The 25,731-nt window shown below is 67.3% G+C and carries 24 protein-coding genes; 13 read left to right on the top strand and 11 right to left on the bottom strand.

The features are described 5' to 3' along the window. Positions 1-61: 61 nt before the first annotated feature. Entirely contained in the window at positions 62-349 is a 288-nt protein-coding gene (rpsF, locus tag ACFWF1_RS02245; RefSeq protein ID WP_150400327.1) for a 30S ribosomal protein S6, read from the bottom strand. A 170-nt stretch (positions 350-519) separates the two neighbouring features. On the opposite strand from rpsF, the gene ACFWF1_RS02240 reads away from it, so the two are divergent. From ACFWF1_RS02240 to ACFWF1_RS02220, 5 genes are all read left to right on the top strand, one after another. Further along, complete coding sequence (locus ACFWF1_RS02240; RefSeq protein WP_379283337.1) at positions 520-1,905, top strand: glycosyltransferase family 87 protein; 1,386 nt, start codon at positions 520-522, stop codon at positions 1,903-1,905. Between the two features lie 73 nt (positions 1,906-1,978). After that, the gene (locus tag ACFWF1_RS02235) at positions 1,979-2,476 is read left to right on the top strand and encodes a hypothetical protein (RefSeq protein ID WP_379283338.1); all 498 of its coding nucleotides are present in this window, start codon (positions 1,979-1,981) and stop codon (positions 2,474-2,476) included. 4 nt (positions 2,477-2,480) lie between these two features. Then, positions 2,481-3,611, top strand: a complete 1,131-nt coding sequence (locus ACFWF1_RS02230; protein WP_379283339.1) for a sensor histidine kinase — start codon at positions 2,481-2,483, stop codon at positions 3,609-3,611. Further along, positions 3,578-4,243 (top strand): response regulator, encoded by a 666-nt coding sequence (locus tag ACFWF1_RS02225; RefSeq protein WP_379283340.1) that lies wholly within the window; start codon positions 3,578-3,580, stop codon positions 4,241-4,243. Before ACFWF1_RS02230 ends, ACFWF1_RS02225 begins: the two co-directional genes overlap by 34 nt. Before the next feature lie 304 nt (positions 4,244-4,547). Continuing rightward, entirely contained in the window at positions 4,548-8,153 is a 3,606-nt protein-coding gene (locus tag ACFWF1_RS02220) for a BTAD domain-containing putative transcriptional regulator (protein ID WP_379283341.1), read from the top strand. Positions 8,154-8,161: 8 nt separating this feature from the next. On the opposite strand, the gene ACFWF1_RS02215 is transcribed toward ACFWF1_RS02220, so the two are convergent. Next, on the bottom strand, positions 8,162-8,878 hold the full coding sequence (locus ACFWF1_RS02215) for an alpha/beta fold hydrolase (protein ID WP_379283342.1): 717 nt from the start codon (positions 8,876-8,878) through the stop codon (positions 8,162-8,164). Positions 8,879-8,992: 114 nt separating this feature from the next. Next, positions 8,993-9,523 (bottom strand): CGNR zinc finger domain-containing protein, encoded by a 531-nt coding sequence (locus ACFWF1_RS02210; protein WP_379283343.1) that lies wholly within the window; start codon positions 9,521-9,523, stop codon positions 8,993-8,995. 83 nt (positions 9,524-9,606) lie between these two features. Here ACFWF1_RS02210 and ACFWF1_RS02205 point away from each other — a divergent pair, with 83 nt between their 5' ends. Continuing rightward, positions 9,607-10,506, top strand: a complete 900-nt coding sequence (locus ACFWF1_RS02205) for a DMT family transporter (protein ID WP_379283344.1) — start codon at positions 9,607-9,609, stop codon at positions 10,504-10,506. A 20-nt stretch (positions 10,507-10,526) separates the two neighbouring features. Here the strand turns inward: ACFWF1_RS02205 and ACFWF1_RS02200 are convergent, their stop codons facing one another. The 3 genes from ACFWF1_RS02200 to ACFWF1_RS02190 all read right to left on the bottom strand — a co-directional run bounded on the left by ACFWF1_RS02200 (position 10,527) and on the right by ACFWF1_RS02190 (position 13,151). Then, a complete protein-coding gene (locus tag ACFWF1_RS02200; RefSeq protein WP_379283346.1) occupies positions 10,527-11,150 on the bottom strand; it encodes a Tellurium resistance in 624 nt (207 codons plus the stop codon). Between the two features lie 107 nt (positions 11,151-11,257). Beyond that, positions 11,258-12,358, bottom strand: a complete 1,101-nt coding sequence (locus tag ACFWF1_RS02195) for a DUF475 domain-containing protein (RefSeq protein WP_379283347.1) — start codon at positions 12,356-12,358, stop codon at positions 11,258-11,260. A gap of 217 nt (positions 12,359-12,575) precedes the next feature. Then, positions 12,576-13,151: a TerD family protein gene (locus ACFWF1_RS02190; RefSeq protein ID WP_379283348.1), complete on the bottom strand. Its 576-nt coding sequence runs from the start codon at positions 13,149-13,151 to the stop codon at positions 12,576-12,578. A gap of 145 nt (positions 13,152-13,296) precedes the next feature. Between ACFWF1_RS02190 and ACFWF1_RS02185 the strand changes: the two genes are divergently transcribed. Genes ACFWF1_RS02185 through ACFWF1_RS02170 form a run of 4 tightly spaced genes read left to right on the top strand, consistent with a single transcriptional unit; the run spans position 13,297 to position 19,079 of the window. Further along, positions 13,297-14,514 (top strand): hypothetical protein, encoded by a 1,218-nt coding sequence (locus ACFWF1_RS02185; protein ID WP_379283349.1) that lies wholly within the window; start codon positions 13,297-13,299, stop codon positions 14,512-14,514. A 13-nt stretch (positions 14,515-14,527) separates the two neighbouring features. Then, positions 14,528-15,742 (top strand): HpcH/HpaI aldolase/citrate lyase family protein, encoded by a 1,215-nt coding sequence (locus ACFWF1_RS02180; protein ID WP_379283350.1) that lies wholly within the window; start codon positions 14,528-14,530, stop codon positions 15,740-15,742. Beyond that, a complete protein-coding gene (locus tag ACFWF1_RS02175) occupies positions 15,739-18,237 on the top strand; it encodes a phosphoribosyltransferase (protein WP_379283351.1) in 2,499 nt (832 codons plus the stop codon). The genes ACFWF1_RS02180 and ACFWF1_RS02175 overlap by 4 nt, the downstream gene beginning before the upstream one ends. Beyond that, positions 18,234-19,079, top strand: a complete 846-nt coding sequence (locus tag ACFWF1_RS02170) for an HAD family hydrolase (protein ID WP_379283353.1) — start codon at positions 18,234-18,236, stop codon at positions 19,077-19,079. The genes ACFWF1_RS02175 and ACFWF1_RS02170 overlap by 4 nt, the downstream gene beginning before the upstream one ends. 5 nt (positions 19,080-19,084) lie before the next feature. On the opposite strand, the gene ACFWF1_RS02165 is transcribed toward ACFWF1_RS02170, so the two are convergent. After that, on the bottom strand, positions 19,085-19,513 hold the full coding sequence (locus ACFWF1_RS02165) for a MerR family transcriptional regulator (protein WP_379283354.1): 429 nt from the start codon (positions 19,511-19,513) through the stop codon (positions 19,085-19,087). 46 nt (positions 19,514-19,559) lie between these two features. Between ACFWF1_RS02165 and ACFWF1_RS02160 the strand changes: the two genes are divergently transcribed. Together ACFWF1_RS02160 and ACFWF1_RS02155 are read left to right on the top strand one after the other, a co-directional pair. Then, positions 19,560-20,357 (top strand): MBL fold metallo-hydrolase, encoded by a 798-nt coding sequence (locus tag ACFWF1_RS02160; RefSeq protein ID WP_379283355.1) that lies wholly within the window; start codon positions 19,560-19,562, stop codon positions 20,355-20,357. A gap of 24 nt (positions 20,358-20,381) precedes the next feature. Then, positions 20,382-21,143: an NAD-dependent epimerase/dehydratase family protein gene (locus ACFWF1_RS02155; protein WP_379283356.1), complete on the top strand. Its 762-nt coding sequence runs from the start codon at positions 20,382-20,384 to the stop codon at positions 21,141-21,143. Here the strand turns inward: ACFWF1_RS02155 and ACFWF1_RS02150 are convergent, their stop codons facing one another. From ACFWF1_RS02150 to ACFWF1_RS02135, 4 genes are all read right to left on the bottom strand, one after another. Next, positions 21,144-21,926, bottom strand: a complete 783-nt coding sequence (locus ACFWF1_RS02150) for a hypothetical protein (protein WP_379283357.1) — start codon at positions 21,924-21,926, stop codon at positions 21,144-21,146. It abuts the gene before it with no gap. A gap of 108 nt (positions 21,927-22,034) precedes the next feature. Further along, positions 22,035-22,799: an AIM24 family protein gene (locus tag ACFWF1_RS02145; protein ID WP_379283358.1), complete on the bottom strand. Its 765-nt coding sequence runs from the start codon at positions 22,797-22,799 to the stop codon at positions 22,035-22,037. 2 nt (positions 22,800-22,801) lie between these two features. Beyond that, positions 22,802-23,497: an AIM24 family protein gene (locus ACFWF1_RS02140; RefSeq protein WP_379283360.1), complete on the bottom strand. Its 696-nt coding sequence runs from the start codon at positions 23,495-23,497 to the stop codon at positions 22,802-22,804. Positions 23,498-23,507: 10 nt separating this feature from the next. Next, entirely contained in the window at positions 23,508-24,131 is a 624-nt protein-coding gene (locus ACFWF1_RS02135; RefSeq protein ID WP_379283361.1) for an AIM24 family protein, read from the bottom strand. Positions 24,132-24,315: 184 nt separating this feature from the next. Between ACFWF1_RS02135 and ACFWF1_RS02130 the strand changes: the two genes are divergently transcribed. After that, entirely contained in the window at positions 24,316-25,719 is a 1,404-nt protein-coding gene (locus ACFWF1_RS02130; RefSeq protein WP_379283363.1) for a TerD family protein, read from the top strand. The last annotated feature ends 12 nt before the right edge of the window (positions 25,720-25,731 follow it).

Raw genomic sequence — 25,731 nt, 5'->3', positions numbered from 1 at the left:
GCATCTCGCTAGTTGCGCTAGAGCCTAGAGATAGACACCGACGCAATCGAGGGTTGCGGGACTACTTGTCGTGGCGCAGAACCTTGGTGCGCAGCACCGACTCGTTCAGGCCGAGCTGGCGGTCGAGTTCGCTCACGGTCGCGGGCTCCGCGGTCAGATCGACCACCGCGTAGATGCCCTCGGCCTGCTTGGCGATCTCGTAGGCCAGCCTGCGGCGGCCCCAGATATCGACCTTGTCGACCTTGCCGCCTTCGGTACGAACCACGGTGAGCATCGTCTCGAGAGACGGGGCTACGGTGCGCTCGTCCAGACTGGGATCGAGGATAACCATCACTTCGTAATGACGCACGGACCAATCACCTCCTGTGGACTAGGAAACGGCCACGGGCTCTCCGTGGCAGGAGGGTCGTTGCGTCAGCAACCCGACTAGGCTACATGAACCGCCCCTGACCACCGAAATCGATCCCATCGGCGAGGGAACGCGGGCATTGACGTATCTCGCCGCTTAGGGTGGTCCACATGCCGACCGGACTCGCCAGCAGCGACCTGATCGCGCGCCGCGTCGGCCGTCGCGCGGCGCTGGCGGCGGTGGTGCTGGTGCTGTGCGGGCTCACGCTCGTGCTCGGGTATGCGAACAAGGCGCGGTGTGCGGGTGCGCCGTTCAGCGCGGACGGTCGCAGCTCGGTATTCGATACCGACAAGGATTCGGATGTTTGTTACTCCGATATCCAGTTCCTCTGGCTCGGCCGCGACATCAACGAGCATGTCTTCCCGTACGTGCACGGCGGTATCACCGACGACGGCACGCTGGTCGGCGGCGCGGTCGAATACCCGGTGCTCAGCGGCACTTTGATGTGGCTCGGTGCGCTGGGCGCGCACAACGACGCCGACTTCCTGCGGCATTCCGCGCTGCTGCTCGCGCCGTTCGCGCTGCTGACCGCCTGGATGCTGGCCCGGCTCGCGGGCCGTGCGGCGCTGCTGTGGGCGGCGGGGCCACCGCTGGTGCTCTACGCCTTCCACAACTGGGAACTGCCGGTGGTTTTCACGGCCGTCGCCGCGGTCTATGTGGTCGCGACCTTGACCCGATATTCGTTGCGTACCAGGGGAATTCTGGCCGCGATCCTGCTCGGCCTCGGGTTCTGCTTGAAGCTCTATCCAGGAATTTTCGTGCTGCCACTGCTAGCGTACGTGCTCACCGGCGGTGTCGAACGCGAGCCCGGCGAGCGGCGGATGGATGTGCGCGGCGCGCTGCTGACGGCGGGCGCGGCCCTCGGCACGGTGATCGCGGTGAACCTGCCGTTCGCGCTGGCCGGATACGAGGGCTGGCGCGCGTCGATCACCTTCCAGCAGCTGCGGCAGGCCGACATCACCACGAATTCCATTTGGTACTGGGGACTTCGGCCGCTGTTCGGCGCGGACACGCAGAGCGAGGCGCTGTTCCAGCAGGTCGTTTCGGTCGCCTCGCCCGTGCTGGTGCTTGCCGCGTTCGCGCTCGCCATGTGGCTCGGCTGGAAGCGCTATCTCGCGACGGGTGTGTTCCCGTGGGTCGGGGTGAGCGGCGCGATGCTGTGTGGATTCCTGTTGTTCCACAAGGTGCATTCGCCGCAGTACACGCTGTGGCTGGTGCCGTTCCTGGTGCTGCTCGAGGTGCCGTGGACGGCGATCGGCGCGTACCTGGTCGCCGACGCGGCGCTCGGGATCGGCGTGTTCCGCTACTTCTACGCGCTCGGCACGGGCCGGCCCGCGGAGCAGATGGAGAAGGTCGTGCAGTTCGGGGTGTGGGGCCGGGCGGTGCTGTTGGTCGCGTTGTTCTTCCTGTTTCTGCGTGCGCTGCCGCGCGGCTTCCGGCCGGTGCCGCCGCCGGTGCCGAGGTTCGCGCCGGGTGAGCTGATCCCGGTCGGGTAGACCGGCGGATTCCACCCGCTCTTCCACCCTCGGGTGGTGCCGGGCAACCGGCGATTCGCGGAGTCTTACGGGCATGACCTCGAACAACTTGCTCACCGCCGTGCTGGTGATCGCGATACTCGGCTGGATCATCTATCGACAGAATCAGTGGCGGCCCTTCGATCCGGCGCGGATGTGGCGCGGGCCGCTGGTGCTCGGCATCGTCGGCGTAATGCTCTTCTCATCCTCGGACAACGCCCCCGCGGTGCACACCGTAGACATCGCGCTGCTGGTCTTCGAGGGTGTGCTCGGGCTCGGGGTCGGCGCGCTGATGGGTGTGCTGTCGAAGTTCAGTCGGCAGGACGGGCAACTGATGGTGCGCACCGGCGTCGTCGCCTCGGCGCTGTGGGTGGTGCTGATCGCGGTGCGCATCGGAGTGGACGTGGTCGCGGTCGACATCGGCGCGTCGGCGGCCGTTTCGGTCGGCGCGATCATCGCGCTGCTCGCGGTGAACCGGCTCGGCCGCATGCTGGTCATCTCGACGCGGGCGGAACGGCTGACCGGGCCGCGCACGATGGTTCGGGCAGACTGAGCGAATGCTGCCCGGCGCGGACATCACACCGACGACCCCGGTCAGGCTGCTGCGCCTGACCGGGGTCATCGCCATGGGTGTGCTGCTGCGCGATGACCAGGTATCGCGGCAGGGGATTGCGGTCCTGGTCCTGATCGGTCTTGCCGGGCTCGCAATGCTGGTGTTGGCGGCGGATCCCCGAGGCAGGCCGTGGTTGAGCAGGGCCGCGCTCCTGGTGATGGCGGTGTGCGGTGGCCTGACCGTCGCGCAGGCGGGCGCCTCGCTGGTCCCGCTGCTCGTCGCCGCGTTCGCCGGGTTCGCCCTGGTGCAGCACTCGATCCTGTTCGGGGCGTTGATCATCGGCGTCGAGCTGATCGCGGTGGGGGTGTCGTCGGTGGCGGCCGACCACACGCCGAGCGCCTACCTCGGGACGCTGGCCGGTGTGCTGTTGGTGGCGCTACTCGGCCTGAGCCGCAGGCAGTTCCGGGTCACCGCCGAACAGAATCGGCTGCTGGTGCAGCAGAGCCGCGAGATTCGCGCGGAGCGGGACCGTGCCGCCGCGCTGACCGAGCGCGGGCGGATCGCCCGCGAGGTGCACGACGTGCTCGCGCACACCCTGGGCGGGCTGGTGCTGCAGCTCGACGCGGCTGACGCGCTGCTGGAGGCGGGCGAGACGGAACGGGCGGCCGACAAGGTCCGCGCCTCGCGGGAGCTGGCGGCATCAGGATTGGCTGATGCGAGACAGGTCGTCGGCGCGTTGCGGGCCGAAAGAATTGATCTACCAACAGAATTCGACGTACTGGTGGCTGAACATCGTGCGGCGGGCGGGCGGGTGAACCTACGCTTGGAGGGTGACACCCAGCACCTCGGCGAGCAGGTGAACGTGGCGCTGCTGCGCGGCGTGCAGGAGTCGCTGACCAATGCCCGCAAGCACGCGCCGGGCGCGGAGGTCGTGGTGCGGCTGCGGGTCGGCGCGGAGCAGGTGGAGCTGGTCGCGTCGAATCCGCTGTCCGATCGGATCGGGCTCCTGTCGGCTTCGGGGATGGGCGCGGGCCTGCTCGGTATGCGCGAGCGGATCGGCGCACTGGGCGGCACGGTCGAGGCGGGAAAGGCAGGTGACCGGTGGACAGTGCGAATGACGGTGCCGCGCAGGTGATCACGGTGGTGGTCGCCGACGATCAGACGATCGTGCGGGAAGGGTTGACCACCGTGCTTTCGCTGCTGCCGGATATCGAGGTGGTCGGCGAGGCTCGTGACGGTGCCGAAGCGGTCGAGCTGGTGAGCCGTCTCGCGCCCGATGTCGTCCTGATGGATTTGCGGATGCCGATCCTGGACGGTGTCGCCGCCACCGCGGCGATCACCTCGGATCACCCCGAAACCGCGGTGCTGGTGCTGACCACCTACGCCGACGACGAATCGATCGCGGGCGCGTTGCGTGCCGGTGCGCGAGGGTATTTGACCAAGGACGCGGGCCGCCGCGAGATCGCCACGGCCATTCGCGCCGTCGCCGGCGGACAGGCCACCTTTGCCGCAGAGGTCGGCCAGCGTCTCGTCGCTTCACTGTCGTCGGTGGCGGGCCCGTCCGATGCGGCTGAATTAGGACTCAGCGCAAGGGAACTCGATGTGTTGAGGTTGATAGCCAAGGGGCACAACAATTCCGAAATCGCCAAGGAACTGTTCATCGGTGTCAGCACCGTCAAAAGCCACATCAACTCGCTGTTCGCGAAGCTGCACGTACGCGACCGGCCACAGGCGATCGCCCAGGCCCACCGGCTCGGCTTGAGCTAGCCCGAGTCCGGTCATGCTGTGGTTGCCACGTAATAGATGGTCGCCTCGACTGCCGAGGGGGTCGGTCGCTTCGACTCCTGGTTTTGCGCTGCGAGGTGTGTCACTGCCCTTCAGGATCGCGGTGTGGTCGCCGACTGCCCACAGATTGCTGAATGCCCAGCTCAGGAAGAGGTTGGGTTGGCGGTCGGGCCCGGTCACCTCGGTGCGGGCCGAGCTATGCGCCGCGGCTGCGTCGTGCTGACTGGACGCCGGTCCGCTTACCCTGATTCGGGGTCAGGCGACACATCGAGGCGGTGGCGAACGGATGGATCACGCGGACACGGGCACACCCGTGCCCGATGTGCTGCGGTTGACGCTGCTCAACGGGGTGGAAGCGCACCTTGGCGGACAGGTTCTCCCGCTCGGTCCGCCGCAGCGGCGGGCGGTGCTGTGTGTCCTGGCGTTCCGGCGGCGGCAGTGGGTGTCGGCGTCGAGCCTGCTCGCCGCGTTGTACGACGGTGTGCCGCCGGCCAGTGGGGTCGGCGTGATCCAGACCTACGTGTCGGCGTTGCGCCGAGTGCTCGAACCGGACCGCAAGCCGCGGACGCCGCCTGCTGTGCTGCTGTCCGGGCATGGCGGATATCAGCTGCGGATCGAGGACGAGCAGACCGATCTCGGTGTGTTCGACCGGTTGGTCGGCGAGGCGGCTCGAGCGCGCGAGGTGGGCGATGGGGTGCGCGCCGAAAACCGGTACGCGCAGGCACTTGCGCTGTATTCCGGCGAACCTTTGGCCGGGCTGCCCGGGCCCTTCGCGCAACGACAGCGGGCCGGGCTGGCCGAGCGGCGGCTGGCCGTTGTCGAGGACAGTCTCGATGTTGTTGTCGCACTTGGTCGTTCCGATGAGGCGATCGATCGTCTGCGCATGCTGACCGCGGAACATCCACTGCGCGAACGTCCGCGGGCGATGTTGATGCGCGCGCTGTACTCGCACGGTCGCCAGTCCGAAGCGCTCGATGTCTACCGCGAGACCCGGAATCTGCTGGTGGATCAGCTCGGCGTGGAGCCGGGCGAAGCGCTTCGCGCGCTGCACAAGCAGATCCTGGCGGGTGAAAGTGTTGGGCGACCGGCGAGCTCTGTCGCCGCGCTCGCGCCGGCAACCGGGACCACCCCTGTCGAAGTGCTGGCAGACGGGTCAGTGGCTGGCGAGCCCCGAACTCCAGCTGCCGAAATGTCGGGCCGGACCGATGGCGAGGCCACGGCCGACTCGGCAGATAACCCGGTACGCGCAGTTCGGCGCACGGTGGCCGCAATCGAGTCGCGCTCGACTGTCATCTCGTCGGAAGAACTTGCTGCACAAGAACTGTCGGCTGAAACGATGGTGAACGGAGCCGAACACCGCCTGGCAATGGTGGGAGCCCTGTGGCCTGCGCCAAAACCAGATTCGGCAGCGCCGGTCGTATTCGAGCGTGACCAGGAGTTGACCAGAATCGCGGCGTGGACGGAGCGCGCGGCCGCGGGTAACGGTGGGCTGGTGGTGATCTCGGGACGCCCCGGCTTCGGAAAGACGCAACTGCTGGACGAGGTCGCCCGGCGGGTGCCCGGTGCACGCAGGGTGGACCTGCTGCCGTCATGTGACGGCACAGCGCCGGTCAGCCTGGTCTCGGAACTGCTCGGCGCCGCGATATCGCGGGACGACACCGACGCCCAGGTAGTAGAAGCTTTGTCCGCCACACTGATTCGGGACGCGGCAGCGAGACCGCTGGTCGTCCTGGTAGACGGCGCGGAACAGTTGGACGAGCGTGCCGCGCGCGTACTGACCGCGCTGGCACCGCGACTGCGCGGCATGCCGGTGCTCATCGTGCTGACGCTGGACGAACGCTCCTGGGAGCCGGCGATTCTCGCGCTGCACGCACGGCTGGAGCCGATCGCGGTGGCGGTGTTGCGGCCGAGCGGACTCAGCGTCGCCGCGATCGAGGGACTGTACGAACGACGCACCGACACCGTATGCCCGCCGGGGCTGGACGCCGATATCCAGCGGGCTTCGGGCAACGTCCCGTTGCTGGCCGGCGCGTTGATCACCGACCTCGCCGCACTCCGCGACCACGGCCGCATTCCGGAATACCTACCGGAGGGCTGCTATTCGCGTTCGATCAACCGGCTGCTCGACCGGTACTCGCCGGGTGGGGTCACCATGCTCCGCGCGCTTGCCGTGCTGCAAGATGTCACACCGACCATCGAGGTGCTCGCCGCGGCCTGTGCCGAACCGGTCTGCGTGGTGCGCCACCGTTGCGAATTACTCGCCACCACCGGCATTTTGGCTTCGGTCGAACCGCCGGTTTTCCGGCATCCCTTGATCGGCAACACGATTCGCTGGCTCGGTGGCCGCGGCGACACGGATCGGATCCGGATCGCCGCCGCCGAGCAGGCACGCAGCGCCGGATATTCGGCCAGGCAGGTCGCGGCCTACCTGGCCGACCTGGTCGGGGTGCGCTATTCGCGATGGACGGTGGTGTTACTGGACGCGGCCGAGGAATGCCTGCGTCACGGCCTGATCGCCGACGCCGTCCGACAACTGGCGGCGGCTTTGCGGATCACCACCCCCGAAGGCCGCGACGACATCCTCGTCCGCCTCGGCCAGCTCGAGTTGTGGACCAACCCGGCCGCGGCTCGCGCCCACCTGGAGGAAGCGCTGCACAGTCAGCGCGACCGCCGCGTCGCGCCGACCGCGCTCATCCCGCTGGCCTGGACGATGTCGACGCGATGGCAGGCCGGTGCCGCGATGGCGCTGATCGGCGCGGTACTTGCCGAGACCGAGGAGCGAGACCCGCTGGCAGCCAAGAATATTCGGGCCGCGTCGTGGGCAGTCGCGGGGTTGACCTCGACGACGTGGCACGACTTCATCGCCGAGCTACGTGCCACCGCATCGACCGATCAGATCACCACGGCGGTGCTCACCTGGGACGACGCCTTCGGCGCCCGGCACTCCGCACGCGAGACGCTCGCCCGTTTCCCGGCCGGACCGGATCCGGCCCGCGGCTGGGATGTGTTGCCGCAGCAGCTGATCGGTCTCCTCGCGCACCTGTCCATGTGGTCCGGCGACCTCGCGTCGGCCAAGCAACTCAGCGAACAGCGCAGGGATCACCACTTCGGCACCATCGACGTCTATCGCCTCATCCTGCGCTCGGAAGTGCTGCTGCGCTGCGGTGACTACCGGCAGGCGCTGCGTGAGGTCGCGCCGACCGTCGGCATCCTCGGCGACGAATCCATCCGTCCGCCACTGGCATTGGTCGCCCAATACGCGCATGCCCTGCTCGGGCTCGGCCGACTGACCGAGGCCGAGCGGTGGCTCGACAGCGTGACCGACCACGCCAATCCGGAAACCTGGGAGTGGACCGTGGTCCTCCACGTCAAGGGCATGCTCTGCACCGCTCGTGGCGATTCCCGCCAGGCGATCGCGCACTACCTCGACTGCGGACGCCGGGTCGCCGCCGTCGGCATTCGCAACCCGGCCCACATCCCGTGGCGCAGTTCCGCGGCCATGGACCTCGTGCGCCTCGGTGAGCACGAGCAGGCCCGCGCACTCGCCGCCGCGGAACTCGAACTGGCCCGGCAGTGGGATACCCCGGGCACCATCGGAAGGGCTTTGCGCGCAATGGCTTCGGCCGCCCCGGACGGCGTGGACGCGGAGCTGCTCGACCAGGCCGTCGCCCAGCTGCGCCGCTATGCCTCGCCGGTAGAGCTGATCCCGGCGTTGCTGGAGCTGGCCGCGGTCCGGCACGATGACGGTGCCGTCGAGTGCGCCGCCGAGCTACGCCGGGAAGCCCGCTCGCATGCCGCAACCATCGGCGCCACAAGATATCTCGAACTGATCGGGGACCCGCTCGGAGCGGCGGCGGCCATGCCCTCAGCCGATGGCGTGACCACCGGCTGACGGCAGCCTCACCGACCGGCGGCGGCCCGCGCGATGAGGTCGGCGATCGCGTCCGGCTCGGTGACCATCGACGCGTGCCCGGTGGCCAGCGACACGATGTGGTCCTCGGTCGCCACCTGATACGCCATCTTGGTCTCCAGATCCGGGTGGATCATCGCGTCCAACTCCGAGATCTGGTACCAGGTGTTGTCCCGCAGCGTCTCCCACGCGGGTGTCGCGGCGCCCGAACCGGCAAGGGAGAGAACGGAAGTCGGCTTCTGGGTGGCGGCGAGCAGCGCGGCCTCGCGCGGGTCGGCGTCGGCGGCGAAGTCGACGTGGTAGCGGTCGCGGGCGATGATCAGGTCCGGGGTGTCCTCGGCGCCGATGTTCACCAGATCCGCACCGCTGGGCAGCTCCTGCCCGAATTCCTGGTTGAGCTGGAACGCGGACTGGCCCGCGACAGGCGCGAACGCGGCAACGAACACCAGACCGGTGACGTCGGCCCGGCCCGAACCGGCCTGGCTGATCACCGCGCCACCGTAGGAGTGACCGACCAGGATCGTCGGCCCGGTCAGCGCGTCCAGGTCGCGGGTGACGGCGGCTACGTCGCCGGCGAAGCCACGCAGCGGCAGCTGGCTGGCCACCACGGTGTCGAAGCCCCGGTCGAGCAGGCGCTCGATCACCTTGTTCCAGCAGGACCCGTCGGCCCAAGCGCCGTGCACGAGCAGCACATTCGGGGTGGTCATCGGCTTCCTCCAGTTCGTGTCGGATCGCCGGAACGGGTAGGCGATCGATCGCCTACAGCATCGGGAGCCGACTGAACGTGGTCTGAATGTCCACCGAACGCGCTGGTCAGCGCGTCATTCGGCGTGCCGTGCGCGGAAGGCCGCGCTCTTGACGCGGTTGCCGCAGATCGTCATATCGCACCAGCGGCGGGTGCCGCCGCGGGAGGCGTCGATGTAGAGGCGGGTGCATTCGGGGCGGCCGCATTCCTTGATCGTGGCCGAGCCGCCGAGGAGTTCGACGGCGGAGCGGGCGATCGCGGTGAGTGCGGCGGCGGGCGTGCCGGTTCGGGTGACGGTGCCGTCGGGCCGCAGGCTGATCGCGGGGAGTTCGCCTGTGGCGCAGTCGTTCACGATGCGACGGTCGGCCTCGGCGAGTGGTTCGCCGAGGGATACCGCGACGGCCATGCGGTACGCGGCCTCGCGCAAACGCACGGCGCGGTCGAGGGTCGCCGCGTCGCAGTCGGGCGCGCGGTCGAGCAACTCGGCGGCGACCAGCCAGTCGGCCAGGGCCGCGGGCGCGTCGAGGGCATCGTCGAACGAGCCGGTCCTGGCCTTGACCGTGCCCGCGAAATCCAGGGCGAGGTTACCGCTGACGAAGGTGAACACCTTCTCATAGTAACCACCTTGACAGGTTACGTGTCGAGCTGTCACGGTAGTAACCATCTAAGGCGGTTAGCTCAGGAGGGCTCGTGAAGGCTCAGTTCATGTCGGTGGCCGCACAGCCGCTGTTCGTCGTGCTGTGGAGCAGTGCGTTCATCGCCGGGATCGTCGGCGTCGGTGCCGCACCGCCGATGATGGTGTTGTTCGCGCGCTACGCGATCGCCGGCGTCCTGCTCATCGGCTATGCCTTCGCCGTGCGCGCGACCTGGCCGCGCGGCCGTCAGTGGCGCCACGTCGCGGTCGCCGGGTTGCTGATGCAGGCGGTGCAGTTCGGTGCGTTCTACACGGCGATGGGCGAGCACGTGTCCGGCGCGGTCATCGCGCTGGTGCAGGGCTTGAATCCGGTGGTTATCGCGTTGTTCGCCGGGGTGCTGGGCGAGACGGTCACCGCGCGGCAGTGGTTCGGCTTCGGCATCGGCGGCGTCGGCGTCGCGATGGCGGTCATGGATCAGTCGAACTTTTCCCGGATCGGCTTGCTGCTCTGCGTGATCGGGTTGCTCGGCTTGAGCATCGGCACGGTGTATCAGAAGCGCTTCGTGCCCGAGGTCGATTCCCGGGCGGCCACCGCGGTGCACGTGGTCGTGAGCGCGCCGGTCGCCGGTGTGCTGGCCTGGCTGACCGGTCAGCTGCACGTGATGGATGTGACCAGATTCGCCGGATCACTCACCTGGATGGTGCTGGTGAACTCGATGGTCGCGTTCCTATTGCTGAACTCGATGCTCCAGCGCTGGGATGCCACCAGGGTCGGCAGGCTGTTCTTCGCCACCCCCGCGGTGACCGCGCTGCTCGCCTGGCTGCTGATCGATCAACCGTTGCGGCCGTTGACCATTGCCGGACTCGGGGTAGGTCTGATCGGCCTGGTCTTCGCCTCACGCAAACCGTCGGCGGTGCCCACTCCCGAACCACGCCTCGCGGTCGCGGCGCGCTGAGTTACTTTGCGGGCGCTGAGTTACTTGCGGGCGCTGTGCCAGTTCATGCCCCAGCGGTAGGCCTCGTCGATCTCTTTCTGCGCGCCGTTGATGTAGTGCACCTCCCGGTGCACGGTGATACCGCTGCCCTGGTTCTGCAGCAGCGCGATCGCGCAGGAGCGGGCGCCGTCCACGGGGGAGTCGAGGCGGACCTCGATCTGCGGGCCCGCGGTGGGGAACAGTGTCACGACACCGTCGGCGGCGGCCCAGTTCGGCACGCCCTCGTAGATGAAGGCGAAGATCAGCACGCGCCGGAACAGTTCGGGCCGAGCGAGATTGATGTGCATGTTCTCGCCGCCGGCCGCGGCGCCGCTGCGGTCGTCGCCGTCGAGCTTGATGAACGGCTCGGCGTCGAGCGTGCCGAAGTTGTTGCCGATCGCCTGCACCACGCCCTTGGTGCCGTTGGCCAGTTCGTAGAGGCAGCCGAGGTCGAGATCGACCGGCTTGGCCCGGCGGAAGAAACCCTTCGAACCGGTGGACCAGTTCAGGTTGACCCGCATGGTCCCTTGCTGCTCACCGGGTTTGGTGAGGTTGATGCTCGGCGTCGCCTTCGACAGGGTCACCTTCGATAGGTTGACCCCACCGGCGTTGCTGTCGTTCGCCATCGGCGTGATCCCCCTCGGGCAGAGTGCATGACACAGATATGAGAGCGGCAGCGGTCCTCCCGAGGGAGTGGCCGCTGCCGCACGATTCTTCGGCTTGCTTGCCGAAATCAGCCTACCGGGGTGGGCTCTCGTTCGCTGTCCACTTTTTCGTCGTCTTCACGCCGGTTGCGAATGACGCTGGTAATGAACGCCGCACCGATGAACGCGACGCCGACCAGACCGGTGATGATCTCGTTGATGTGCACGCCGATCGAGACGAACAGGATGATCGCCAGCGCACCGATCGCCCAGTGCGCGCCGTGCTCCAGGTACACGTACTCCGACAGCGTGCCCTTGCGCACCAGGTAGACGGTGATCGAGCGGACGAACATGGCACCGATCAGGCCGAGGCCGAGCGCGATGATGATCGGGTCGGAGGTGATGGCGAACGCGCCGATCACGCCGTCGAAGGAGAACGACGCGTCGAGCACCTCGAGGTAGAGGAACAGGAAGAACCCGGCCTTACCCGTCGCCTTGACCAGCTCGGACGGCCCGCCTTCGGAGTGCTCCTCGGTGTGGAACATCGAGCCGAGACCGTCGACGACGATATAGACGACCATGCCGAGCAGACCGGAGATGAGGACGGTGGCGCGCTTGTCGTCGGCGGCGATCACTTCCGCGGTGAGGACCAGCACGACGGCCGCGACGACCACCGAGAACATGTCGAGCTTGCCGAGCTTGGCGAGCGGGCGCTCCAGCCAGGACAGCCAGGTGATCTCGCGCTCTTCGAAGATGAAGTTCAAGAACAGCAGCAGCAGGAACATACCGCCGAACGCGGCGATCTGCGGATGCGCGTCGGTGAGCAGCGTCTCGTAGCTCGGGTCGCCGTTGGCGAAGTGCGCGGCACCGTCGGCGGGCGGGTTCAGCGCAAGATCGAAGGCCTTCACCGGGTTCAGCCCGGCGGTGACCCAGACGATCGCCAGCGGGAACACCAGGCGCATGCCGAACACGGCGATCAGCACGCCGACGGTGAGGAAGATGCGCTGCCAGAACGCGCTCATCCGCTCCAGCACCGTCGCGTTGATGACAGCGTTGTCGAAGGACAGTGACACTTCGAGGATGCCGAGGATCGCGGCCAGCGCCAGCGCGGTCGGTCCTCCGTAGAGCAGCGCGGCGGCGAGCGACAGCACCGTCACGATGATTGACATGCCGAAAATGCGCAGGACCACGCGGGGACCTTTCGTTTGCGTCGGCCGGACATCCGTCCGAGCGCTCGTTTTATGTAACCGATCTGACGCCGCTGTTACCAGCGTGGCCGCTGAACCGCCGGATGTCCAACGGTGTTCGCGCCCACCGCAGCGGGTGCGTTCTCGGGTCGTCCCGGTTGGCCCGGGCGCATGACGAGGGGGCCCGTCGCCGGGCCCCCTCCGAACGGCACAGTGTTCCTTAGACGTTCACGCCGTAGTCGCGGGCGATCCCGGCGAGGCCGGAGGCGTAGCCCTGGCCGATCGCGCGGAACTTCCACTCGGCGCCGTTGCGGTACAGCTCGCCGAACACCATCGCGGTCTCGGTCGACGCGTCCTCGGTGAGGTCGTAGCGGGCGAGCTCGTTGTTGTTGCTGCGGTCGACCACGCGGATGTAGGCGTTGCGCACCTGACCGAACGACTGCTGCCTGGTCTCGGCATCGTAGATGGAGACCGGGAAGAAGATGCTCTCGATGGTCGGCGGGGTGTTGGCCAGGTCGACGTTGATGATCTCGTCGTCGCCCTCGCCCTCGCCGGTGGTGTTGTCACCCGCGTGCTCGATGGCGCCGTCCGGCGACTTCAGGTTGTTGAAGAACACGAAGTGCTGGTCGGAAAGCACCTTCTTGTCCGCGCCGGTCGCGATCGCGCTGGCGTCCAGGTCGAAGTCGGTACCGGTAGTGGTCCGCACATCCCACCCTAGGCCGACGGCGACGGCGGTCAGGTTAGGCGCCGCCTTGGTCAGCGAGACATTGCCGCCCTTGGACAAACTGACACCCATGCGGGATTCCCTTTCAATAGTCCGTCATTGGTTCCCAGCATGTCCGAATCGCCGGGTACGCCTTACGACAGTAGTAGGTTTCCGCGAACTTGCGTAGGAACCCACAGAACCCCCGGTGAACACGGGAGATCTCTAAGATCGGGGCGTGGTAGGTCGCAGGCGCGGATGGTTTCGGTCCGCCGGGAACAACGAATGGATCGAGTCGGCGCGACAGGCGCTGGCCTCGGCGTTCCTCGACATGGACAAGCGGCAGAGCGCGGCGGAGGCGGCGGTCAACGCGGCCGAGCAGGTGTTCCCGGACCGCCGGATGGCGGCCGCCTGGGAGCCGGTGCGGAGTCGTTGCTACGACGCCGCCGGTGCGTATGTGGCGCTGACCGAGCAGCTCGAGCAGGCCGAACGCGACGGAACCCCGCTGCCGCAGGGACCGCAGCAGGCTGAGACGGTGACCAGACAGCTGACCGACGCGGCCCGCGCCGTCGACGAGTTCTATCGCGGCAATCAGGCGCAACTCGAGCACGCGGTCGCGGTGCTCGGCACCGTGCCGCAACTGGCCCAGCAGGTGAAGGTCGCGGCGGCGGGGGTGCGCGGGCAGGCGGCCGAATCCGAGTACGCGAACTACCCCTCGGTGCGCGAACACGCCGCGGCCGTGGATGAGGCTCTCATCACATTGGAAGCGGCCGGTTCGGGCGCGTCGGCGGCGGTGGTGCGCGAGGCGGCGAACCGGTTGGAGGCGGCGACGAAGCGATTGGCGGATGCGTTGGCGCAGGCCCCATCTCGGGCCGCCGCCGCGAAGACCGCGATCTCCTCGGTGACCACCCGGTTGGCCGCCGCCCGGACCAGGGCCGAGGGGCTGGCACCGGCATACTCGGGGTTGCTGCGCGAATTCAACGCTGCGAGTTCCGCGGATTTAGCTGACAATGAGCGGGAAAGCCAGCGAGCCATCGACGCCGCGGATGCTGCCCTTGGCCGGGCGCGTGCGGCAGCGGCGGAGAACAACCCGGAGATTGCACTTGATCTGACCACATCCGCCCGCGGGTATCTCACGGAGGCCGAACACCAGGTCGACGCCGTTACCAAGCGGCTCGCCACGTTGCGTGCGGTCAGGTCCGACCCGCAAGAGAAAGCCAAGGCCGTACGATTTCGGCTGCGGGACGCCCAAATGCTCGCGGTGAGTCGCGGGCTCGTCACCGAATGGGGCTCTGTGCTCGACGCACAGGCCGCCCGGATCGATCGAATCAGCGAAACACTGACGGGGCGCCACCCCGACTACTGGGCCTATGTGGTGGAGCTGGATACCATCACCGACTTCATAGCCGGGGTAGTGGATCGAATGAGAAAACAAGCAGGACCACGACGAGAATGAGGGTGGGATAACGATGACCGCAGGCATCGCCGTCCAGCGGGAAGTTTCCCTGCGGAAGCGAATGCCGCTGCGCCACTTCCGGCAGCTGCACGGCCCCGAGGCACGCAATCTTTTCTTTCGAGAACCGGAGCCGTTCGGCGACGATTACACCGATCGAGAACTACTGGCCGTCGCGCTCGGCGCGACCCTGTACGCGCCGGCCACCCGGCCGGACCTGGCATCGACCATCGGCAAACGCGCCGAGCGCGGCGTGTGCTCGATGGTGATCGACCTGGAGGACGCGGTCGCCGACCACGAGGTCGAGTTCGCCAAGCGGCAGACCGTGGAAACACTGAATTTACTTGCCGCCAATGGGGATTCGAATCCGCTGCTGTTTGTTCGGGTGCGCGACGCGGACACCATCACCGAGATCGTCGAGCAGTTGGGCGCGGGCGCCTCGGTGCTGACCGGGTTCGTCTTCCCCAAGTTCGACAGCAGTACGGGACCGCAGTATCTGGCGGCGTTGAGTGCGGCGGTCGAGCGGTTGGATCGGCCCATCTACGGGATGCCGGTGCTCGAATCGGCGGGGTTGGTGCACCGGCAGACGCGCGATCAGGAGCTGACCCGGATCGCCGAACTGCTGGCCGCGCACCGGGACCGGGTGCTCGCGGTGCGGGTCGGCGCGACCGACATGTGTTCGACGTTCGGTATTCGCCGGGATCGGGACCTGACGATCTACGACGTGCGGGTGGTCGCCGATGTGATCGCCGACATCGTGAACTACCTCGGGCGCGCGGACGGGACCGGGTTCGTGATCACCGGGCCGGTCTGGGAGTACTTCGCCGATCACGAGCGGATGTTCCGGCCGTTACTGCGCACCGCGCCGTTCGAGGAATCCGACGCGGTGCCGTTCCGGCAGTACCTGGTGAGCCGCGACCTGGATGGGTTGCTGCGCGAGATCACGCTGGACCGGGCCAACGGGATCCAGGGCAAGACGGTGATCCATCCGTCGCATGTGGCGGCGGTGCACGCGCTGTCGGTGGTGACGCACGAGGAGTACTCGGACGCGTTGGACATCCTGCAGGTGGATGTCGGCGGCGTGGCGGCGTCGGGATATCGGAACAAGATGAATGAGATGCGCCCGCACCGCAGCTGGGCGCGGCAGACGCTGTTGCGGGCGCGGGTGTTCGGTGTGGCCAATAAGGGAGTTTCGTTCGTGGATTTGCTGACGGCGTTGGTAACGGTATGAGCGGTGCCGCGCTAGAAATTGTCGGAATTCCTTGGGCGACAAAAAATCTCGGTCTTCGGCTGCAGCATGCGGAGTCGTATGGCGCGGTCGAGGAGCGGTCGGCGAGTGCGTTGCCCGCCGAGTTGGCGATCGCGGAGCTGATTCAGCCTGGGTTGCGGCGCAATCCGAAGCGGGCGCATCTACTGGTGTCCACCGTGCTCGGTAAACATCTGCCGACCGATCCCCGGGTCGTGCTCGACGGCGGGAATCGGCTGGGTGATCTGGTGCGAGCGGTGCTGGGCGATCGTGAGGCGCTGGTGCTCGGATTCGCCGAAACCGCAACGGGACTCGGGCATTGTGTGGCTGCGCGGATCGGTGCGGTCGGTTACCTGCATTCGACGCGGCGGGATGTCGCCGAGGCGCAGACGCTGACCGGGTTCGAGGAGGGGCACTCGCACGCCACCTCGCATCAGCTGCAGCCCATGCCCGCCGATATCTTCGTCAACGATCTGCCGCTGGTGCTGGTCGATGACGAAATCTCCACCGGTGCTACCGCACTCGACGCGATTCGTGCGTTGCATGCGTTCTCGCCGCGCTCGCATTATGTGCTGGCTTCGCTGGTGGATATGCGGTTGGAGGCGGATCGCATTGCCTTCGACACGGCGGCAGCGGAGCTGGGGGCCAGCATCGATACCGTCTGCCTGGCGTCGGGGCACACCGTGCTGCCGGAGGGATTGGTGGACGCGGTTGCCGAACTGCCGGAACCCGAACTGAATCCAATTGCCACGCAGCGTGGCTCGTTCACCCGACTCGATCTGCCTTGGCCGACTGCGGTGCCCGAGGGCGGCAGGCACGGGGTTTTGCGTTCGGACTTCACGGCCTTCGATGCCGCCGTCGGTGCCGCGAACGACGTGTTGCGCTCGCGGCTCGCGGCGGAGTTCGCGGGTCGGCCGGTGATCGTGCTCGCGCACGAGGAGCTGATGTATCTGCCGCTGCGGTTGGCGGCGGCGTTGGCGGATTCGGGTACGCCGACTCGATACCAGACCACTACGCGGTCACCAGCCTATGTGCTGGATGAGCCGGGGTATCCGCTGCGCCGTGGATTCCGGTTCACCGCACCGGAATCCGGCCAGGAACAGCCCCGCTACCTGTACAACGCGCATTGGGCCGCCGAGTTCTCCGGGCAACCGGACGGTGCGGATTCCACTGGCGTGCCGGGTGATCCGGTGCTGGTGGTCGTCATCGATCCACCGGCCGATACCGAGGAACTCGTCGCCGACGGCGGACTCGTCGACGTACTGACCGCCTCCGGTGCCGATGTGCTGGTCGCGTTGCTGCCTGGGGCCGATCCGCGCACACTGCACGCCGAGCGCAGCGCGGTCGCGGCACTCCCGGAGCCGCTGCACGGTCCCGCGTTCGGTTCGTATGCGGCCGAGGAGGTTTCCTGGCTGCTGAAGGATCTGTCCGACGTCGACCTCGAGGCCGACGTGGCCGAGCGGGAACGCCGCATCCAGTCCGGTGCCGCGCACTACGCGGAATCGCTGCCGATCGAGTATCAGCCGGACGCCGCCTACCGCTCGCTGTTCGACGAGGTGCTCGCCGCCAGTGCCGAACGGCTGGCACTGGCGGTGGCGACCGTCGCGGAGCTCGTGGTGTCCGAACGCGGCGACGACATCGTGCTGGTATCGCTGGCGCGGGCCGGTACGCCGATCGGCCTTCTCATGCGGCGCTGGCTGCAATCCGGGCGTGCTGCCCATCTGCCGAGTCTCGACGTGCCGCACTACGCGGTGTCGATCGTGCGTGATCGCGGTATCGATGCTGTCGCACTGGATTATCTTGCACGCCATCATGATCCGGCGTCGATCGTGTTCGTGGACGGCTGGACCGGCAAGGGTGCCATCACGCACGAGCTCGCCGAGGCCCTCGACGCCTATCACGCGGCGGGCGGGGCCCGGTTCAACGCCGAGCTCGCCGTGCTCGCGGATCCCGGGCATTGCGTCCGCACCTACGGCACGCGCGACGACTTCCTGATCGCCTCGGCCTGTCTGAATTCCACGGTGTCCGGCCTGGTTTCCCGCACGGTGCTGAACGACACGTTGATCGGGCCCGGCGAGTTCCACGGGGCCAAGTACTACCGCGAACTGGCCGCCGACGATGTCTCCCTGCGCCTGCTCGACACGGTCGGTGCCGCGTTCGGCACCGTCCGCGATCGGGTGCCTGCGGCGGTGGCGGCCGTACTCGGCAGCGATCGCACGCCGACCTGGACCGGCTGGGCCTCGGTCGAACAGGTGCGCGCCGAATACGGCATCGCCAGTGTGAATTTCGTGAAGCCCGGTGTCGGCGAGACCACCCGGGTGCTGTTGCGGCGGATGCCGTCGCTGGTGCTGGTTCGCGACGCCGAGGCGCCCGAGCACGCGCATATCCGCCTGCTCGCCGCGGCCCGCGGCGTGCCGGTCGAGGTCGTGCCCGACCTGGCCTACTCGTGCATGGGACTGATCAAGGACGTGCAGACATGATGGACCTACGCAGGCTACGAAGACATACGCTGGTCGCCACCGACCTGGACCGAACAATGATCTACTCGCGCAACGCCTTCAGCGCGCATACCGACGTGCCGACGGTCTGCGTGGAACACCTCGAGGGCGCGCCGCTGTCGTTCATGACGACGGCCGCCGCCCTGCGCATGCAGACTCTCACCGAGCCCGCCGCGGTCATTCCGACCACCACGCGGACCATCAAGCAGTTCAACCGCATCCAACTGCCCGGCGCCCCATGGCGTTACGCCATCACCAGCAACGGCGGCAATATCCTGGTCGACGGCGTGCCGGACCTGCGCTGGCGCATCGACATCGACGCCAAGGTCCGCGCGGGTGGCGCGACCCTCGCCGAGGTCACCGCCGAACTCCGGGCCCGCATCGACGATTCGTGGGTCACCAAGTTCAGGGAGGCCGACGACCTCTTCTGCTACCTGGTAGTGCGCCCCAAAGAGGTCCCCGCGGGCTTCCTGGCCGAGTGGGACGCCTGGTGCCGGGCCCGCGGCTGGTCCGCCTCCCAGCAGGGCCGCAAGATCTACTCGATGCCCGACGTCGTCTGCAAGAGCCACGCCGTCGCGGAGGTTCGCCGCCGCCTGCACGATTCCGGCGAACTCGACACCGAGGCAACAACTTTCGCGGCGGGCGACGGCGCCCTCGACGCCGAGATGCTGCGCGCCGCCGACTACGCCATCCGCCCGCGCCACGGCGAACTCGAACACCTCAACTGGACCCACCCCAACCTCACCATCACCCGCGCCACCGGCATCCTCGCGGGCGAGGAAATCATCAACTGGTTCATCAAGGGCGCACCGTCGGCCGCATAGCCGGTTCAGGCCGGTTTCGGCTTGCGCATCCGAATCGCCTGGGGTGCAGGACCTTCGAAGGTCGACTTGAAGTCGGGGCACTCCACGAGCGGCTCGTGGGTGCACGTCGACGCGTGCCGGAGGCTGTCGCGCATCCGAGTAAGCCGGGCGATGTCCTCGTCGAGTTCGCCAGCTTTGCGGGCCATGCCTGCGCGGAGTTCGGTGTCGCTGGGGGTGGCGCGGAGGAATCTGGCGATTTCGGCGATGGTGAAACCGGCGCCGCGGGCGCAGGAGACCAGGGCCAGCCGGCCGAGTACCTCGGGGCGGAAGGTGCGGCGCAGGCCGTTGCGCCCTGCCGGGGTGATGAGGCCGCGTTTTTCGTAGAACCGCAGCGCGGACGGGGCGAGCCCAGACTCCTCGGCCACCTCGGCGATGTCCAGCAGGGTGTCGGTCATTGTTCTCCTTGACTTGAAGCGCGCTTCAAGTCAGAGACTACTCGGCATGAACATTCATCACCTCAATTGCGGCTCTGTGCGACAGATCGAAGCGACCTACGACGGCCCGGCGCCCGCGCACGCGGTCAACCACTGTCTGCTGGTCGAAACCGATTCGGACGGACTGGTTCTCGTCGAGACCGGGCTGGGCCTGGACAATGTCCGCGACCCGAACGGCACCCTCGGCGCGGACTGGGTGACCATGGCCCAGCCGCTGCTCGACGAGGACGAGACGGCCATTCGCCAGGTCGCGCGTCTCGGCTACGCGCCGGAGGACGTCCGCCACATCATCCTCACCCATCTCGACGTGGACCACTGCGGTGGTCTGCCCGACTTCCCGCAGGCCCGGGTCCACGTGCTGGCTGCGGAACTCGAGGCGGCAGTGGCGCAGGCGCCGAGTTTTCGCTACCGCGAAGCACATTGGGCGCACGACCCGCATTGGGTCACCTATCAGCCGGAGGCGGGCGAGGACTGGTTCGGGTTCCTCTCGACTCCATTGCAAGGCCTGTCCGCCGACTTCAAGTTGATCCCGCTGGGCGGCCACACCGCGGGCCACACCGGAGTCGCGGTCCGCGACGGCGAGCTCTGGTTGCTGCACAGCGGCGACGCCTACTACTACCACCGTGAACTGGAACAGGTCCATCACCCGCACCCGATCTTGGACATCGTGCAAACCACCTCGGAGGTGCACCACGACCTGCGGGTCGGCACCCAGGCCCGGCTCCGCGAACTGGTGCGCGACCACGGCGACAAGGTCTCGGTGTTCAGTGCGCACGATCCGTGGGAGCTCAGCAGCTATCAGTGAGGGCCGTGTCCGACAATTGCTCGGGTGCGGGTATTGGTGACAGGAGCGAACGGCTATCTCGGCAGCGCCGTTGTCGAGGCGTTGCGAGCCGACGGGCATGACGTGGTCGGGCTGGTGCATCGTGCGCGGGCGCGCGTGCCGCACGGGGTAGCGGTTCGAGTCGCCGACCTGCTCGATACCGCGACGCTGACCACAGCCCTGCACGGCGTCGATGCGGTATGTCATTTGGCCGGGCTCACTCGCGTTCGTGAATCCTTCGCCGATCCGCTGCGTTATTTCGAGGTCAATGTCGGCGGGACGGTGTCGCTGCTGCGGGCGATGGCCGAGGCGAAGGTAGGCAGGCTGGTCTTCGCTTTCACCGCATCGATTTACGGGACGCCGGAGCGGCAGCCGATGTCGGAGGAGTTGCCGGACCAACCGCCACATCCGTACGCGGCGAGCAAGCTGGCCGCCGAATCGGTGATTGCGGCGCAGGCGGCGACTGGTCAGCTGGCCGCTGTGGTCGTGCGGCTGTTCAACATTGCGGGCGGCGCGGATCTGGATCCGATCAGGATCGTGCCGCGCATTCTGGCGGTGGCGGCGGGGGATAGTCCTTGCCTGGCGATCAACGGGGGCGGCACCGCCGTTCGTGACTATGTGCATATCCACGATGCCGCAACAGCTTTCGTAGCGGCGGTCGCGCATATGCCTGAACCTGGTTCGTGTCGGCGATACAACATCGGCAGTGGTAGCGGTACCAGCGTCAACGAACTTGTGGCTGCGGCGGGCCGAGTGACCGGCCGGTGATCACGGCCTGCGGTCGCGGACCTGGTTGAGCCAGTCGAGGCCGTCGCGCAGCGTTGGCGAGCGATCGGTTCGCGGTTGCTCCCGGTAGTCGCGGTCGTCTCCGCGCTGGTCGTATCGTGGCTCGGCGGGCGCGGACTTGCGCAGGTACTGGTCTCGATCGGACCGGCTGTGTGGCGGGGTGTGCCCGAAGTCGCGGTCCGGCAGGCCTGGTTCGCGCGGCTGCGCCGTCCCGGGGTGCCCGAGGTTGTTCAAGAAGCGGTCGAGATACGAATTATCCGCTCCGCGTTGGTTATTCGCGTTGGATCGAGCTGCGGCTTTCTTGTCCGGCGCGAACGGAATACCGCTGGACAGCGCCCGCAGGCCGAGTGTCAGCATCTCGCCGAGCATGCCGATGCCGATCGACAAGGTGACGGGCTTGGCATCGTGATGCATCCCCATGGTGCTGCCGAGCAGGCTGATCCCGAAACCCGCGGCCACCGAAGTTCCCCATATGACAAGGGTTTTCACCGTGTACCGCTGCCAGAGGTGCCCGTCGCGAGCGAACAACACGGTAGTGGTGCCACGTACCGCCCCGAACGCGATACCGACCACACCGCCGATCACCAACCACACGATGTCGATCCCGCTGAGGTCCTCGACCTTGGTCACGCTGTAAACACCGATGCCCACCAGGATCAACGGCGTCACAAACGTATCCCGCGCGTCTACCGGTTCCCCCATGAACCGTTTCACGATCAACACGATCGCGCCGACAATGATGACGAATATCAATCCGACACTCATAACGCCTCCCAGCAAGAAGTCCTGCCGGAAAACTAACGCCGCCCTGACGAACGCTGAGTCCGCCGAACGGATGACCCGAGGGAGGATTCCCAGGTCCGACCGCGGGTCTCAGTGCCCCTGCTGCCCACCCAACTGCTGGGCGATGACGCCCTGAAGTCGTTGCAAGCCGCTCGGCGTGATGCCGCTTTGGATCTGGCCTTCGATGGTGCGCACCAACATGGCGTCGCTGAGCACCTTTTCGCTGGATTGGATCAGCACAGTGCCCGTGCCGGTGAAATCGAATTGGCGTTCCTCGCCGGAGTTCACGCCGAAGCGGGCGGCACCGGCGGCCAGGAAGCTGGAGATCCAGCGCTGATCGTAATGGTGGCTGGGGGAGGGGCAGTCGGCCCAGCCGACCAGGGCTTCCGGGTCGACCCGCAGCGGCGGCTCGGCGAACATGACCGGGCCGTTGGAGGACGCGAGGAACTTGCCGGTGCCGATCAGCGTGAGAAAGCCGGGCACGATGGACTGGTTCAGCGACAGACCGGGCTCGAACGCGAGCAGGTTGGCGGCGCGGATGGTGAGGTTGCCGTTGTCCTCGAGGTCATAGGAATTGATGTCGTAGCCGCGGTCGCCGATGATCAGCTTCCCGTGTCCCTCGGCCACCACATAGTCGCCGGTGAACAGCGGCGCCGAGAATTGTTGCGCGACCATGTGCAACAGCCCGCCCTGCAGGCCGTGGGTGAGCATCTGGAATCGCATGTCGCCGTAGTAGGCGATCATCGCGCCTTTGCGCATGAACCACGGTTTGTTCAGGTCGATGCAGTAGGCGTAGCTGTTTCCCGGAAGGTTATCGCTCGCACCGAGATTCATCGGATTCAGAATTTCCGGCATTGTCACAACTTCTCTTCCGAGGCCTGCACGTACACGACACCCTGTCCGACACAATGCAATTGCATGGCTTCACCGGAGCCGCGGCCGACCGCGTCGCGCCAGCTGAGTGCGGTTTTCAGTTCGGTCTGCACATTGCCGTACGCGGCGACGAAGGCCTGCGGGTCGACCACGATCGGATTAGGCCCGCCCACCTGCAATTCCAGGAAACCACCGTGTGCCAGCAGCACCGCCGAGCCTTGGCCGGACAGTTGCGTGGTGAACATGCCTTGACCGGTCAGCGCCCCGGTAGCGGCACCGCGCAGCGCACCCATCAGCCCGCCGCCACCGCCTCCGCCGCCCGAACTCATCACCGAGACAATGGAACTCTGCAATCCCGCGGTATTGGCCAGCAACCGGGACGCCTCGACTCGCAGCGTCGCACCCGGCTGCATCTGAACCACATGGACTTCCAGCCCCGCGAATCCGTAATGCACTTCGCCGGTGCCCTGCGCGAGCATGGTGCGTTCGTGCTCACCCGCCATCATGCGACCGGCCACCCGCATCAGCCCGCCGCCGCCCATCCCCTGGCCACCCGGAATCTGGTGCGGCGCAAAGGAAACGTCGCCGGTATAGAACAGCATCGCGCCGGTGCGGGCGGCCACGCCACCCGCCATTCCGACATTGACCTTGACTACCTTGCCGTTGACTTTCTCGAACATCCGCTCGCCCTTACCGTTCCGCCGGCTGGATCAGCACCACGCCCTGGCCGTCCCAGCGCAGCGAGAACGCCTCGCCCGCGTCCTGGCCGACGAACGTGCGCCAGGACACGTCGGTGACGAAGGACTGATTGAGGTTGCCGCGCGCCGCGACGAACGCGTCCGGGTCGACCACCAGTGGGTACTGCGGCGCCACCTCCAGGTGGATCAGCGGCCCGCCCGCCGACAGCAGCGCGACCTGGCCCTGCCCGGTCACCGTGGTGGTGAACAAGCCCGCGCCGGTCGAGGCCCCGCGCAGCCCGGCGAATCGCACGTCGGTGCGCAGGTTCCCGGCAAACGCGAGCAGTTGCTGGGATTCCACCTGCAATGTCTCGTTGTTCAGGTCGACCACGGTCACGTGCTGACCGTTCACCGCGAAGAAGACCCGCCCGTTGCCGGAGCATTCCATCAGCGAGAGCTTCTCGCCGGTCGCGCGGCGCTTGAGCCCGGCGAGCACGCCGTCGCCGCCGCCGAATCCGGCCGCCTTGAACTGCACATTGCCTTCGTAGGCGACCATCGAGCCGGAAATCGCGCGGAGACTGGTCCCGGCGAGATGGGCCTCGATCACCTTCTTGGATTGTTCGAACAGTTGCGCCATGAGGGTGTGCTGCCTGCTGTCTCGTTCGGGAACATGGAAAAACCACCACATTCCAACTGCGTGTCGTCACATTAACCGATGGCCCCCAGAACTGCCGGGGTTCATCGACTCGATTAGCGGAACCGTCACCCGAGCGTTTCTCGTAGAGTGGCATTCGAACGCACCGACAAGCGAAGGGTCTAACTTGTCCGCAACACTCGCCAAGGGCCAAAACGGTCCGCTGGCCACGAACGACGTGGTGGTCTCCATCCAGCTCACGGCGCCCGCGGATCTGTCCGCACTATTGGTCACCGAACAGGGCAAGGTCCGTACCGACGCGGACTTCGTCTTCTTCAACCAGCCGAGCGGACCTGGGGTCAACTTGCAGCCGGCACCCGCCGGGCAGCCCGCCTCGCTTGCGGTGTCGCTGAACGCGGTGCCCGCCGATATCGCGCAGATCCGCGCGGTGATCACGCTGGACGACGCGACCAGCAACTTCGGCCGGTTCCCCGCGCCCACCGCGATCGTGTCGGACGCGACCGGTAATCGGTTGTTCGAGTACCAGATCGAGGGTTTGAGCACCGAGTCGATCGTCATCGCGCTCGAGCTGTACCGCCGCCAGGGCAGCTGGAAGGTGCGTGCTGTCGGACAGGGCTACGCGGGTGGTTTCGCCGCGCTGGTCACCGACCACGGTGTGACGGTCGATGATTCGCCCGCGCAACCCACGCAGCAGGCCCAGCCCACACCGCAGGCCGCACCACCGCCGCCCGCATACCAGGCCCAGCAGCCGCCGGCCTACCCCACGCAGCCCGCGCCGAACTACCCGCCGACCGCGCCCGCGTACCCGGCCCAGGGCGCGCCGACCGGTGGCTACCCGCCGCCCGGACCCGGTTACCCACCGCCGGGCCCCGGCTACCCGCCCCCGCCCGGCCCCGGCGGTTACCCGCCGCCCGCGCAGGGTGGCTATCCGCCGCCCGGGCAGCCGGTTCCGCAGCAGCCGCCCGCCGAGGTGAGCCTGAGCAAGGACCGCCCGGTCAGCCTGACCAAGGGCCAGCGGGTCACCCTGCGCAAGGAGGGCGGCGCCGCGCTGACCTTCGTCAAGATGGGTCTCGGCTGGGATCCGGTGAAGAACCGCGGCATGTTCGGCAACCGCACCGTCGACGTGGATCTCGACGCCTCGGTGGTCATGTTCGCCGACAACAACCCGGTCGACGTCGCCTACTACGGCCAGCTGACCTCCAAGGACGGCTCGATCCGGCACCAGGGCGACAACCTCACCGGTGAGGGCGAGGGCGACGACGAGGTGATCCTGGTCGATCTCACCCGCATCCCGGCGCACGTGAGCACGCTGGTGTTCATCGTGACCTCCTACAAGGGCCACACTTTCGAGCAGATCCAGAATGCGTTCTGCCGCTTGGTCGATGGCACCAACAATGCCGAATTGGCCAGGTACACCCTGGCCGGCGGCATGCCCTTCACCGCGATGGCGATGGCCAAGGTGTTCCGGGTCGGCAACGACTGGAAGCTGCAGGCGATCGGCGAAGGCTTCGCGGCGAAGCACCCGGGTGAAGCCGTGCCGCACCTCGGCCGGTTTCTGCAGCACGTTTGATCGGGTGACGCG

The sequence above is a fragment of the Nocardia sp. NPDC060255 genome (assembly GCF_042727395.1).
GTDB lineage: Bacteria > Actinomycetota > Actinomycetes > Mycobacteriales > Mycobacteriaceae > Nocardia.
The sequence above is the reverse complement of the archived record's forward strand: the minus strand, read 5'-3'. Positions and strand labels throughout refer to the sequence as shown.